Raw genomic sequence first — 14,277 nt, 5'->3', positions numbered from 1 at the left:
ATAGATATGACCAATAGAAAGGATATTCTTTTACAGACCGAAAGATTATATCTACGACATTTTTATGAGGATGATTTTGATAATTTATATCTTTTATCCTCAAATGAGAATGTTATGAGATTTTTCCCTGAAGTACTTGATGTGAAGCAAACAAAAGAATTATTAAATAGAATAATAGAAAGCTATGGGTTATATGGCCATTGTTTTTGGGCAGCGTTTTTGAAGGACAGTGATACATTTATTGGTATGTGTGGTCTATTACATCAAAAAATTAATCATCGTGTGGAAACCGAGATTGCATATAGGATTTTAGATGACTATTGGAATCAAGGATTTGCTACAGAATCAGCAATAGCTTGTAAAAACTATGCATTTCATCAGCTAGGAAAAAATAGAGTGATCTCTTTAATACGTCCAGATAATATTCCTTCTAAAAGAGTAGCATTGAAGACTGGTTTGACATTGGAGGCCAAAGTATTGTTCCAAGAGCAGGAGCATGAATTGTATAGTTTAAACAACCATACAGAGTTAAATAAGAAATATAAGGATTTAGAAAGATGAATAGTATAAATAAAATTTTTCAATGGTTAGTATTTGATAGGCTTGGGTACTTTTTCAGTTTTACTGATAGTGTTTATGTTGTTAAACACAGCTACTAGCTTTAGCTGATAGTTTTAACAAATATCTTCTATAATAGATGTGGTGAGGTGAAAAAAATGAAGCACAAAGTTATTAATATTGTTACTATGATTGCTGCTATCATTACAATTGTTACATCTGTACTGTATTTAGCTAAAGAAATCATGATCCCTGGACTATCACCTTTTTCTTTAGCAGTAGTAATGTTAGGTTTAGTATATAATACGAAAATACAATTTGATGAAGGGGAGGCCAGCAAAGGTCGATGGAGATTTACCCTGTATCTTGGGTTGATAGCAGCCATCATGAATATTGCTGCAGGTATTTCACAAATTATGGTAGCTAAGATAAAATGAAGGGAGCACAAAAGATGAAATTGACAATACTACTAGATAACAATACCTTGATCGATCGTTATTTTTACGGTGAACCAGGAGTTTCTTATTTCATTGAATTAGAGGATATGAATATTTTATTTGATGCAGGCTACTCTGATGCATTTATTAGAAATGCACAAAAAATGAATATAAGCTTAAGGAACATAGATACTATTGTGATTTCCCATGGGCATATTGATCATACCTGGGGATTATATGATTTGATAAAGCTTTATACAGAAGCAACGATAGAAAATATAAATTATAATAAACCTCAGCTTATGGCGCATCCACTAGCATTTAAACATAAGCAAATATCAGACAAGGAAGAGATAGGCTCCATACTTACAGAGGAGAAACTAGCAAAGCATTTTCATATGACATTAAGCAAAGAACCAGTGTGGATAACAGACAAGCTGGTTTTTCTAGGAGAAATAGAAAGAACGAATCATTTTGAAAATAAAAAGCCTATTGGAAAAACTCAGTATAATGCCAAAGAAGTAGATGATTATTTGCTGGACGACTCTGCACTGGCCTACAAGTCTACAAAGGGCTTAGTGATTATAACAGGATGCTCACATGCAGGGATATGTAATATTATTGAATATGCAAAAAAGGTTTGTCAAGAGGATAGGATTTTTGATATAGTTGGAGGCTTTCATTTGCTAGACCCAACAGAGGAATTACTTAAATATACTACTGAATATATAGAACAAAGGAATATAAATCAAATGCATGCAGGACATTGCACGGATTTAAAATCAAAGATAGCCTTATCGAAAGCTGTTACCATAAAGGAGATGGGAGTTGGCTTGGTATTAAAATATAGTTAAACAGGGATGAGACGACCATAGTAGGGTATTATATTTTTACTAGTTAGAAAAAAACTTATTCTTAAGAAAAGGGAGGATTACAATGAAATATCCATGGCTGGATGAATACTGCAAATCAAAATTAGGTGCAGAAAAGGATTTTAAGGTTGAATGGGATGCAACAAGATATCTTATAGGAGGAAAAATGTTTGCTATGCAAGGTGGAGATAAGAACAAAAAAGCTATCATCACCTTAAAATGCCATCCTCAATTTGGGAGAAGTTTAAGAAAAGATTATAAAGATGTCGTAGCAGGTTATTATATGAACAAGGAACACTGGAACTCAGTGTATCTAGACGGAGATGTACCTGATAATATATTAAAGCAAATGATTGATATGTCTTATGAATCAGTCTTATCTTCCTTAAGCAAAAAGAAACAGATGGAAATAATAGGATAGCAATAATATTTTCATCACATTAAAAATAATACAGCGTACAAATACTATTGGCTTAGAAAATACAACGATATCATAGCACCTATATGCGAGGAATGGGTGCTTTAGTATTGTATAGAGTTTTTTGCTTGATGTCTATAACTCTTGAGCAGATAGAGATGTGAATACTGTTAAAAAAATAGCGGTATATTTCTGAATAGAATAAAGGTATTTATAACAAATATTACAGAAAATTCTGCAAAATACTCCAATTTAAAACAATCAATAAAACGTAAGATGAACTAACAACAATTAAAATATAAAGTAAGAGATAGTATCTTTACCAAAGGAGGCGTTTGGTGGTGGGTTTGGGGAGATTAGTAGGTAGAGGGTCGAATTACAATGAAATTGTTTCAGGAATAGAAGAAGTTAACTCAGGTAATTTAAGTAAAAAAATTTCTAGTAAGGATGTAAAGCTAAATGAACTTGCCGATGGTATTAACAATTTACTCTACAATTATAGAAAGGTTCTTGCTCAAGTGGGGATGAACTCAGACAATCTATGGTTACAGCAGGTGAATTAACAGTCAATACGATGATTGAAACCTGTGAAGATATTGAACTGCAAGAAAAAGAAATAGAAAAGATGAATGCTCATCTAAATAAAGTAACTGTTGCAGCTGAGGAGATTAGCGCAGGAACAGAAGAAGTAGCATCAGTAATAGAAGAACAATCATCCATTATAGAAACAATGGCATCTCAAACATCCAAATTTGAAAAAATGAGCGAAACAATGACGAAGCTTATCAAAGAACACTCACAAATTAAGGTTCCAAAGGAAACGATGGATTTAATAAAAAGTAAATGGATGAACTTTATTAAGAATTTAGCAGAAAAAGATGAAATCATTAATCTAAATAGTACTGAACATACAAAGCTGTTTAAGAAGCTGTCAAAGGAGCACAATAATAAGATAGTTCTCTATACATATACACCTGACAGCACTAGAATAGGCTGTAATCTTGATGACATACCTCCTATAGATTTGAGAAATCGCCCATGGTTTATTGGTGCATTAGAAGGAAAAACCTTTGTATCAGATTTATATATAACTACTGATACCTATGAAATCGTTTTAACTATAGCATCCCCAGTATACTATAAAGAAGAGGTTATAGCAGTTCTAGGGTTAGATGTAGTAATAGAAAGCTGATGATAGCAGATTTACATTATCACTATAGTGATGAAACAAGAAACGACAGAATATAGCGTAGGAACTTTCAATTTAAAAACCACTAAGAGGCTATACAAAAGTAAATAGTCACTTAGTGGTTTTTAATCTTTCATAGGAATGTTATAAATACACTTTACCCTTTGACGCTGATTTTAACTTATTTTCAACCCTTTATTATTCTGACTTTTTATTCTGAAACTAAACAAAACTTATAGCCAGCTCCTTTAACAGTTTGGATAAATATAGGATTCTTAGCATCCTTTTCTATTTTTTTTCGAATATTGCTGATATGGACCATCACTGTCCTGTGGTCACCAAAGGTTCCTGCACCCCAAAGAGATTCAAATAAGTGCTCATTACTAAACACCACATTAGGGTTTTTGGCTAATAGCACCAGTAATTGAAACTCCTTCGGAGATAAAACAACCTCCTGTCCATTTGCTGCTACAGAATGACTATATAAATCAATACTTAAATTTGGATAGCATAACAGATTGTTTTTTGCATTCGTATCATTTGCATTTTCTAATATTCGATTCCTGCGTAGATGAGCCTTAACCCTTGCCAGCAACTCCATTGTATCAAAGGGTTTACTCATATAATCGTCACCACCTGCTATTAAACCTATAGATTTATCACTTGGTGAAGACTTACAGCTTAAAAAAAGGATGGGTACAGAGAGTTCCTTACGCAATGCTTGGCATACCTCTATGCCATCTAGAACGGGAAGCATCATGTCTAGAATGATTAAATCGGGGTTAATTGAAAACGCATAGGTTATAGCTTGCCTACCATCTGAAGCTGTAATTACCTGATAACCCTCTTTTTCTAAGTACAAGGTAATAATTTCTCTGATATCATTATCATCATCTACAACTAATATCGTTTCTCCTGCCAATGGTTCCACCTCCTTCATATTGACTAAATACAAAACCCTCTTTTGTTATTTTATTATAGTCCTCTGGCTTTGGGTTAAGCCTTTGACTTTATCACTGATTTTCTAAGTAGTAGATCCTTCAAATAGCTTGGGTTACAATTCAAGGGATACAGCAATTTCCTCTGAATCAAGTTTCATCCTATAAATAGGGAGTGTAAAGAAAAAATCACTTCCTTTATCAACCTTGCTTTCAACCCATACTTTACCTCCATGATAATCTACAATTTCTTTAACAATAGCTAGACCTAAGCCACTGCTATTGGTTTGTCGTGCCTTTGAGACCTTATAGAAACGATCAAAGATATGGGGTAAATCCTCTTTTGGAATCCCTGTTCCTGTATCAGAGACCTTGACAATGAGGTCTCTTTGTTCATTAGTAAAGTCAAAGCTTATTTGGATTGTATCACCATCGGATGTATGTTTTAGAGCATTAGTCAAAAGATTTGTAAAAATACGCTCAAGTTTTTCCCAGTCCACTATGACATGTAAAGACATACCAGCATCATTGGTATTCTGCCAGTTAGGAGGATCATTAACATTGAACTGTACATGCTCATTCATCATATCTAAGCTGTACCTTTCTTTAATATTTTCCACTAAAAGTTTTACTGGTACTTCAGTAAACATCAGCTTTAGCTGTCGAGATTGTAATTGAGACAAATCTAATAATTCCTCAACCATATGGTTCAAATGATTGACCTTATCAGTAACTCTTTTAAGATATTTTTTTTGTTGTTGTGGTTCCTTTACAACTCCGTCTAAGATAGCATTCACATAGCCTTTGATAGCAGATAAAGGTGTCCTCAGATCATGAGATACATTTTGAGCTAGGTCCTTAAGGGATTTTTCTGACCTAGAAACAGCTTGATATGCTTCCTTTAACTCTTCTCGTGAAGTCTCTAGGGCATGCGTCCTTTCCCTTACTTTTTCTTCTAAGCTTACATTTACCTGTTGAAGCTGCATTGACAATAGTTCTACATTAGAAAAACTTTTAGAAAATTTCTTAGCTACTACTAAAGACTGAGTAAATACAAAAATCAACAGCCCCCAAGAAGATAGATTTCCCCTTGTAATATAATTCCGCAAAAAATGATTATCTGCATCTGCTAATAGAATACTGAGAAAAATAATATCATTCAAGGTAAATAGGATAAGGAAAATGACGCCTATTCCAATTAAGTAAGAGCCTTCTCTTTTCCTATTACAGACACGAACAATAATATAGATTGTATAAGCAAATCCATAAATAGAAAATATCTGATAAAGGGGATTAAATTGACTGAAGACTCTAACAGGGGTTAGCAACACCAACAAAGCAAAACCTGACGCAACAATCTGTATAAAAGAATTAGACTTCTTTGGAATGTCGTTAGGAAAAGTAGCATCAAGGAATAAATACAATAAAGGCAGACCTAAATAGTAAGCTAAGGTTTGCATTTTATGAGCTATTTCCCAATTAAAGCTTGGGAAAATATGAATAAAAAATATTTCCCCAACCAATAAGGTTCTTGTGCTGAGCAATAAGGAGTATATACCAAAGTAAAGGGTAGACTTATCTTTTGTTCTAAATATAAAAAGGGCAAGATGGTAAAAACCAATGATAAATAGACTACCAAACAGAAAAAGTTCAAGAGCAAGATTTCTCATACGCATTTCACTAATTTGCGAGGCGGTACCTAGTTGGATGCTTTCCAAGAGGCCACCACTGCGATGCCTGAAATTTGCCACTTGCAGCACTAGCTCAATACTATCGGTTTCCGGTGTAATGTATTTTACTTGAGGTAAATATTGAGGTACCATTTGCGTACGATCTATATCCACCTTACCAGCTGAGGCAATTAACTCACCGTTGGCCCAAAGATAATAGGAAGTAAAGATTCTAGGGACCTTAATACCTAGTATCTCATCCTCTGGATGATGAATCACCAATCGGTAGGTAGCGTAACCATCCCCAGAGAGCTCGCCTTCATCAATCACAAGTTTATTCCATGCCCTAGGAAGCATAATCAATTCCTTTTCTGGCGGTGTATAAGATGCATTAAAGTCTTCTGGGGTAAAAAGTGCTTGCCAATAAAATTCCCACTGACCGTCTAATGAAAGAATCCCGTCCTTTTCCCAATCCCATCCAGTTAAGTCCAATTCCCCATCAATTGCTTTAGGTGAATCCATAGATATAAGGTCGCTAGAAGTACAAGCGGATAGGAACAGAAAAGAGCATATTGAAAGAATAATAAAAGTTTTAATAAGCTTTCTAGACATAGGGAACCCCCAAGATCATTTTAATAGTTTCAATGTAAAGAAATTTTTAACTTTTCTTAAAGTTCTCTTAAACCACTAAGACACCATGGTGTGGTAGCATATATAGTATAAGTACATATTTAGACAAATTATCTATTAAATCCTTCATAATTAAAACAAAATTCTAAAAAAACTTACATACGTTAAGAAAGTTTTTATGTCTGTTATTTGTATAATTACAACATCACATTGGAGAAAAAAATATAATTTAAGAGGCAGAGATATGTAAATATCAAAGGATTGAGGGCGTAGCAAAAGTTCTAGATTCTTGTCATTGTGAGTGTAACGAAGTGAAATGAAGGCTGATAATTATTTTTTCTTACTGCATGTTTTGACTATTTTTGCAGTATAAGTATTGATAAAAGTTACTTAATATTCTAGAATAATGAAAAGGAGGTAATAAATGGGAATTTCAAATATACAATCCAACACCCATAGTCAGTTGATTCAAAATCAGCAGTTATCTGAAAGGCAAAATAATAAAACACAATCTGGGGGTACTAACCAGCAGGACTCCCCCCAAAAAAGCACTGTTAAGCTAGAGGGGGAAAGTCAAAGCATAGGAGAAGAAAAATTGATTGAAATGATTGAGAAGGCAAATAAAGTGATTTTAAAACCTCCCTCAGAGCTTCAATTTTCTGTGCATGAAGCAACCAAGCGTATCAGCGTAAAGATTGTTAATACAGAAAATCAAGAGGTTATTAGGGAAATTCCTCCAGAAAAATTGTTGGACATGGTAGCAAAAATGTGGGAGATCGCAGGATTGCTGGTGGATGAAAAGGCATAACTTTATTTCCCGCAGCATAAGTGACTAGTTCCAAATCAAAGATTTAGGTTACCCACTTAAATGTATAAGAAAGGAGGATTTATTTTGAAAAGAGCTATGATTAAAATCGTTTGTACACTTATGATTTTTCTAGTATCTATGCAAATAGTAACCATAGCAATGCCAGGCTCGGGAGATATCCTTAGTAATTCTCCTGATACAAATGATGGTAACAAATGGCGTATTGGGTATTGTGAATCAGAACCATTTTTAAATTTTACGGGTTCACTGTATGGACTTATCTTTGGACTTAATGAATCTGGGTGGATATCGGTGAACCTCGAAGAAATGCCATATGAGATTGGGCAAGAAGACAGCTTGATTATGTGGAATTGGTTAGCAGCTCAAGATACTGGTCCATATATTGAATTTGTTCAAGATGCATATTATTCATTGTATCGACCTGGTGATGAGGAGGCAGTTCATAAAAGACTGACAGAAACCAAGGATATCGATTTAATGGTTGCCAAAGGTACTTATGCTGGTCGGCTGTTGTCTAATGATGATCATAATACACCTGTTATGGTCTTCTCTACAACAAATGCTGTAAGTGCTGGGATCATTAAGTCAGATATAGATTCTGGGCGGGATCATATATGGGCACATATGGATTCAGATCGGTATAAAAGACAAATCCAGGTATTTTATGATATATTTCAGTTTAAAAAGCTAGGTGTGGTTTATGAAGATTCTCCAGTTGGAAGAATATATGCTGCATTAGATGACATAGAAGAGCTTGCTGATATACTGGGGTATGAAGTTATTACCTATACTGTTGATGAGGCTAGGGATGATGAGGATCGTGAACGATATCACAGGGAGGTCCTTGAAGCCCATAAAAAGCTAGCAACACAGGTAGATGCAATGTATCTGACGGCAGGGACTCGTGATATAAATAAAATCAGCTATTTGTTAACACCCTTTTATGAAGCAGGTATCCCTGTGTTTTCACAGCTAGGTGCTCAAGAGGTTAGGCATGGTGCCTTACTTAGCTTATACAGAGCAGATTTTTCAGGCATTGGCAGATTTGGTGCCGACAATGTTACTAGAGTGCTGAAGGGTGCTAAGCCCAGAGAATTATCTCAAATATATGGTGATACTCCTAGTATTGTTCTAAACCTAAAAGTTGCTGATAGGATTGGTTATAAAGCACCCTTTGAAATATTACTAAGTGCAGATGAAATCTATAACAGGATAGAAGGAGAATACTAGTGCAAGTATCTTTAATGGGATAGGAGGATGAAGCCTTATGACAACGAAAATAAAGAAAGTAAGGAGCACTTTAACCATTGTCTTTCTCTTGCTAATTGTTCTTGCATTAGGATTCACAGGAATACTTAACATTAATTCATTCCAACAAAACTATACAGAATCTCTTGTATCAAGCTACGCAGTTGTAGGTAGAGAAACTGTAAGAAAAATAGAATACGCTGAGAAATATGGCAAGCCGTTGGATAATTTTCTTGGAATAGAAGAACTATTAGGGGAAGTCAAAACAGAATTGCCAGAGGTGGATAATGTCTATATTGTACTAAGAGATGGGTCTTATGTTTATGATATTCATGGAACAGTTAGAGAAGAGCAGCGGCCTATATATGAATTGACGATTGCACCAAAATTTAATGCATATTCATCTGATTCATATCAAATGGTTTTAGAAGACCAAAAATATCATTTGATGCTGCCCATCAAAGACAAAGAAGGAAACCCCATTGGTAATATGGATATTGTTTTTGATAAGGAAGTAATCGATTTAGCTACTAAGGACTATGTTCGAAGTCTTATCAATAGCTTAGTAATCTTAGCTGGTATTAGCGTTTTATTATTGGTTTTTCTAAATAATTTTGTTTCTATTACCACAAAGGAAGGAAAGATAGACAGAAAACGTATATTAGCTATGATCTTAGTTTTATTAGGAGCAACTCAAATTATCTATGGATTTATCAATTATTCAGTATTAAGGCGGGCGTATATTGATATAGCTACTGAAAATACAACGATGGTTTCACGGATCATACAAAATGATATTGAATCAGTTGTAAATAAAGGCGTACCCTATAGGAAGCTATATAATCTTGATGATTATATGAATAACATTATTCATGTAGTCCCAGAAATTGGAGAAATAAATATTGTGAGTCATGACAATGAAGTGCTATTTAGGACATCAGATACAACAGTTGAGAATAACCAAATTATTCAATCTTCATTTTCTTATCAGCTGCCCTTAATAGAAGACACTGAAAATGTTAGAGCTTTCCTTAATGCAGAGCTTTCTGAGAGCTATTTAAAGAGTAGAATGCAAGAGGTTATTTTAGATATATTAACGATATTAATAACATCTATATTCTTTATGGTGGAAATTACATTTTTTATGCTGATGATTTTCAAAAAACAACTGGGGGATGAAGATACAGCAGCAGAGGATGAAGAAAATCAAGATGATCGAGAAGTTGATACTGGCATCGTTAGACCCCTTACTTTCATTTTATTTATAGCATTATTTATGCCAAGTGCCTTTATACCCGTCATGATGAAGGAAATCTATAGACCTATTTTGGGATTATCAGAGACTGTGATTCTAGGATTACCTCTTTCATCTAATTTTTTATTTGGAGCTGTAGCCACAATTTTAGCTGGGAGGGTTATTGATAGAAAGGGATGGAAGATGGCCTTCTTAATAGGTGCTGTATTTTTTAGTGTAGGTACTTTTCTTTCAGGCATTACAAATGATCCTAGTATATTTATTTTTGCTAGAGGGATTGCCGGAGCAGGATATGGTTTTACATTGATGGCAGTCAGAGGATTTATATTGGCCAATCCTCTTAAAAAGACTGAAGGCTTTTCCGCCCTTAATTCTGGACTTTATTCAGGAATAAACTGTGGTGTTGTTATTGGAGCTATGCTGGCAGATCGAATCGGATTTTCTAAAGTATTTTATATCTCTGTCATTGTAATGATGCTGGCGGTTGCATTTGCCTTGATTTTTGTACCTAATGTAGCAGCTGTGAAAAAATCATCAGAAGGAGATCAAAAGTCTCAAGGATTAAGTATTAAAAGTTTTCTTGCAAATCGGCAGGTGTTTTCTTACTTTTTACTAATTCTGATTCCAACTGCAATTTGCAGCATGTTTTTAGATTACTTTTTCCCGATTTATGCACAAGGAGCAGGGGTTTCTGTCTCTAATATAGGACGTGCTTTCCTACTACATGGGCTGTGCATTGTGTATTTAGGACCAATGCTTAGTCAGTATACAGGCAAGTATTTTGGACATAAAAGATCGATGCTTATTGCATATGCCCTTGTTATTGGCGGCACCATGACATTTGCATTAAATGGAAGCCTTACAACTGCGTTTATAGCTGTGGTACTCCTTGGTATTGCAGATAGCTTTGGTTTGGTAGCACAGACCAACTATTTCCTTGGACTGAAAGCATCTATAGATTTTGGTCAAGGCCAAGCCTTAGGTTATTACAGTAATGTTAAAAAAATTGGGCAAATGTTGGGTCCCATGATTTTTGGTAGTGTTTTAGTCTTTGGCAACAAAACAGGTGTAGGATTAATCGCAGCAGCATGTTTTGGAGCACTGATTCTATTCTTCTTCATATCGTCGTATAAAGATCCTGTTGAAGGAAAAGAGGAATACAAGGTAAAGGAGAGTTAAGAATGGCAGTGATTGATAGCGGTTATATAAAAAATATGAATGACTCAAAATACTATACATACGAAATGATTATGCTAAATGAAACACACTTGCAGGAGGTAGTAGATTTACATCAAAGGATCCTAAAACAATTAGATAGCTGGGAGTTATGCGTAACAATTACTCCAGAAGAATTTCAAAGTATGTTGGGAACAAAAGGCATGCTATTTGGCATATTTGTTGAAAAAACACTAATTGCATTTCGAGCAGTTCTATTTCCAGAGGACTTAGAAGAAAACCTTGGACCGTATATTGGACTGCAGAAGTGGCAGTTTAATCAAGTGGTTCATTTGGAAGTGACCAATGTACATCCTGATTTTAGAGGAAACGGACTACAGAAGAAAATGCTGGTAATTGCCCTTGAAATGCTGCGTCAGATCAAAAAGCACCGTCATATTTTCACCATTGCCTCACCTCAAAATTACCCTAGTGTTCACAACATCTTTTCAGTAAACATGCTTTTAATTGATATACAGAAAATGTATAACGGACGTTTGAGATACATCTTCTACAAGGACTTGCGAAGTGCATTATCACTGGATTTCAATAGCATGCAGATGATTCCTGTTAATAATATAGTCAAACAAAAGAAGCTTTTAGAGGCAGGTTATGTGGGCTTTCGGCTAAATAGAGAAGGGCTTGCTGATACAGTATCTTTTGCAAAAAGAACAAAAGCTCAGTATAGATTTGATGCTTATAATATGCTGGGATAGTATGAGGAAAAAAACTACAATTTGGCCCTAAGCTGGATGATGAGTCAAGGGCTCTTCCAAAAGCTCCTTAGTGACGATTAAAGAAGGCATTGTTACTAAGGGGCTTTCATAAATTTTTGCAAAACGCTTGTTCGTTAAGGATAGCTTTGGTATACTGTTTCTTAGATAAGCATTAAATACCAAAATATAGAAGAGTAAACAAAAGAATGGAAATAAAAAACAGGTCATAAGATGGGTCGATAAATCAGCAATGAATATGATATGATTATAAATAGTATTTACATAAGAAAAGAGGGACAGAAATGGGTGTAGAAAAGCAAAATAATTATGGAAACGATAGCCTTTCAACCTTAGAAGAAAAGGATAAGGTTAGGCTTAGGCCCGGGGTGATCTTTGGGAGTGATGGTATAGAAGGCTGCCGACACACCCTTGTGGAAATAGTAGCTAATGCTAGAGATGAAGCACAGGAAGGCTTTGGAGACTTGATAGAGGTATTTCGCTATAAGGATAAATCCATAGAAGTTAGAGACCAGGGAAGGGGAATCCCTCTGGAGTATAATGCCAAGGAGGATAAGTATAATTGGGAGATTGTATTTACAATTCTCTATGGTGGAGGAAAATATAATAACAACTCAGGCAGCAACTATCAATACAGTATTGGCCTGAACGGATTAGGGACCGCAGCTACTCAATTTGCATCAGAATATATGGAAGTAGAGGTGTACCGAGATGGCCACAAATATAATCTTCATTTTGAAAAGGGAGAGAATATTGGGGGTTTGGTAAAAGAAAAGTATGATTATCAACACACCGGCACCATCATTCGATGGAAGCCAGATCTAGATGTTTTTAATGATGTAGACATTCCCTTAAGTTTTTTCAAGGAAACCCTTAGAAGACAAGCTATCGTAAATAAAGGGGTTACCTTTAAACTATATGACGAAGAAACAGAAGAGACCTTTCAGTATTTCTACGGAAATGGTATCATCGATTATGTACAGGAGATTAGTGGGGACAAAGGCTTCACCACTCCCCAATATTATGAGTTTGAAACCAAGGGGAGAGACCGGGAGGACAAAGAAGAATATAAACTGAAGATTCAAGTGGCTTTTACCTTCAACAATGAAAATACTATGCTAGAATACTACCATAATTCCTCCTTCTTAGAGTATGGAGGTTCGCCAGATAAAGCGGTTGACAGTGCTCTTTCATCTCAAATACATCGCTTTATAAAGGATAAAAATAAATATACAAAAAACGAAAAAAGAGTCACCTTTACAGATATAAAGGACAGCTTGATTCTAGTTACCAATACCTACTCTACGATTACAAGCTATGAAAATCAAACAAAAAGAGCTATCACAAATCGTTTTATTCAAGAAGCTATGACTACTTTTTTGAAGGAAAAGCTAGAAATCTATTTTACAGAGAATAAAGCAGATCTGGAAAAGATTATCGAACAGGTATTGATCAATAAGCGAAGTAGAGAGAAGGCGGAGCTTACTAGAATAGACGTTAGAAAGAAATTAAGCAAAAACATTGATAATTTTTCCAACAAGGTGAAAAAATTTGTTGATTGCAGAAGTAAGGATATAGCCAAAAGAGAGCTTTTTATTGTAGAGGGAGACTCGGCACTGGGTTCAACAAAAATGGGCAGAGATGCAGAATTTCAAGCAATTATACCTGTCAGAGGAAAAATCTTAAACTGTTTAAAATCTGATTATGACAAAATTTTCAAGAATGATATTATTGTAGACCTTCTAAAGGTATTGGGTTGTGGGGTTGAAATCAAGAACAAGCACAATGATTTAAGCTTTTTTGATATAGAAAGGCTAAATTGGAATAAGGTTATTCTTTGTACAGATGCTGATGTAGATGGCTTTCAAATAAGGACACTAATACTAACCATGCTGTATGTACTGACTCCTACCTTAATTGAAAGAGGGTATGTATACATAGCAGAATCACCATTGTATGAGATCACGGATGCTAAAGAAAATGTATTTTTTGCCTACTCGGAGGCAGAAAAGAACAAAATTATAAAGAAGTTAAAGAAAAATTATAAAATCCAAAGATCAAAGGGATTAGGGGAGAATGAGCCAGAAATGATGTGGCAGACCACTATGAACCCAGAGACCAGAAGACTGATCAAGGTTACACCAGCAGAGGCTGAGGCCACCAAGGAAGCTTTTGAATTGTTCCTAGGAGATAACCTAGCAGGAAGAAAGGAATATATCTCGGAACATGGTTATAAATACATCGATGAATCGGATGTAATTTAAAAAATACAATCCAAAGGAGA

13 protein-coding genes are annotated in these 14,277 nt (G+C 34.9%); 11 read left to right on the top strand and 2 right to left on the bottom strand.

Features of this window, described 5'->3' with window-relative positions; all coding sequences use genetic code 11:
* Positions 1-6: 6 nt before the first annotated feature.
* The 6 genes from BMX10_RS07940 (at position 7) to BMX10_RS07915 (ending at position 3,477) form a co-directional block, all read left to right on the top strand.
* The gene (locus BMX10_RS07940; protein WP_090442025.1) at positions 7-561 is read left to right on the top strand and encodes a GNAT family N-acetyltransferase; all 555 of its coding nucleotides are present in this window, start codon (positions 7-9) and stop codon (positions 559-561) included.
* A 155-nt stretch (positions 562-716) separates the two neighbouring features.
* Positions 717-995, top strand: coding sequence for a hypothetical protein (locus BMX10_RS07935; protein ID WP_090442021.1), 279 nt, complete (start codon positions 717-719; stop codon positions 993-995).
* 14 nt (positions 996-1,009) lie between these two features.
* A complete protein-coding gene (locus tag BMX10_RS07930; protein WP_090442211.1) occupies positions 1,010-1,849 on the top strand; it encodes an MBL fold metallo-hydrolase in 840 nt (279 codons plus the stop codon).
* An 82-nt stretch (positions 1,850-1,931) separates the two neighbouring features.
* Positions 1,932-2,288, top strand: a complete 357-nt coding sequence (locus BMX10_RS07925; protein WP_090442018.1) for an MmcQ/YjbR family DNA-binding protein — start codon at positions 1,932-1,934, stop codon at positions 2,286-2,288.
* Positions 2,289-2,626: 338 nt separating this feature from the next.
* Positions 2,627-2,848 carry a hypothetical protein gene (locus tag BMX10_RS07920; RefSeq protein WP_208976128.1) on the top strand — a complete coding sequence of 74 codons (222 nt, stop codon included), beginning with the start codon at positions 2,627-2,629 and terminating at the stop codon, positions 2,846-2,848.
* Positions 2,827-3,477 (top strand): PDC sensor domain-containing protein, encoded by a 651-nt coding sequence (locus tag BMX10_RS07915; protein ID WP_090442012.1) that lies wholly within the window; start codon positions 2,827-2,829, stop codon positions 3,475-3,477. Before BMX10_RS07920 ends, BMX10_RS07915 begins: the two co-directional genes overlap by 22 nt.
* A gap of 208 nt (positions 3,478-3,685) precedes the next feature.
* On the opposite strand, the gene BMX10_RS07910 is transcribed toward BMX10_RS07915, so the two are convergent.
* Together BMX10_RS07910 and BMX10_RS07905 are read right to left on the bottom strand one after the other, a co-directional pair.
* Entirely contained in the window at positions 3,686-4,396 is a 711-nt protein-coding gene (locus BMX10_RS07910) for a response regulator transcription factor (RefSeq protein WP_090442009.1), read from the bottom strand.
* 132 nt (positions 4,397-4,528) lie between these two features.
* Positions 4,529-6,694 (bottom strand): sensor histidine kinase, encoded by a 2,166-nt coding sequence (locus BMX10_RS07905; protein WP_090442006.1) that lies wholly within the window; start codon positions 6,692-6,694, stop codon positions 4,529-4,531.
* Between the two features lie 442 nt (positions 6,695-7,136).
* Between BMX10_RS07905 and BMX10_RS07900 the strand changes: the two genes are divergently transcribed.
* From BMX10_RS07900 to BMX10_RS07880, 5 genes are all read left to right on the top strand, one after another.
* Positions 7,137-7,520 (top strand): flagellar protein FlaG, encoded by a 384-nt coding sequence (locus BMX10_RS07900; protein ID WP_090442003.1) that lies wholly within the window; start codon positions 7,137-7,139, stop codon positions 7,518-7,520.
* An 84-nt stretch (positions 7,521-7,604) separates the two neighbouring features.
* Positions 7,605-8,771, top strand: a complete 1,167-nt coding sequence (locus BMX10_RS07895; protein WP_170834737.1) for an ABC transporter substrate-binding protein — start codon at positions 7,605-7,607, stop codon at positions 8,769-8,771.
* A 37-nt stretch (positions 8,772-8,808) separates the two neighbouring features.
* Positions 8,809-11,223, top strand: a complete 2,415-nt coding sequence (locus tag BMX10_RS07890; RefSeq protein WP_090441998.1) for an MFS transporter — start codon at positions 8,809-8,811, stop codon at positions 11,221-11,223.
* A gap of 2 nt (positions 11,224-11,225) precedes the next feature.
* Positions 11,226-11,975, top strand: a complete 750-nt coding sequence (locus tag BMX10_RS07885; RefSeq protein WP_090441995.1) for an N-acetyltransferase — start codon at positions 11,226-11,228, stop codon at positions 11,973-11,975.
* A gap of 302 nt (positions 11,976-12,277) precedes the next feature.
* Positions 12,278-14,257, top strand: a complete 1,980-nt coding sequence (locus BMX10_RS07880; RefSeq protein ID WP_090441992.1) for a toprim domain-containing protein — start codon at positions 12,278-12,280, stop codon at positions 14,255-14,257.
* Positions 14,258-14,277: the final 20 nt, after the last annotated feature.

The organism is Natronincola peptidivorans, assembly GCF_900111615.1.
Taxonomy (GTDB): Bacteria; Bacillota; Clostridia; order Peptostreptococcales; family Natronincolaceae; genus Natronincola_A; species Natronincola_A peptidivorans.
Note: the sequence above shows the minus strand (reverse complement) of the source record. Positions and strands in the feature narration are given on the sequence as shown.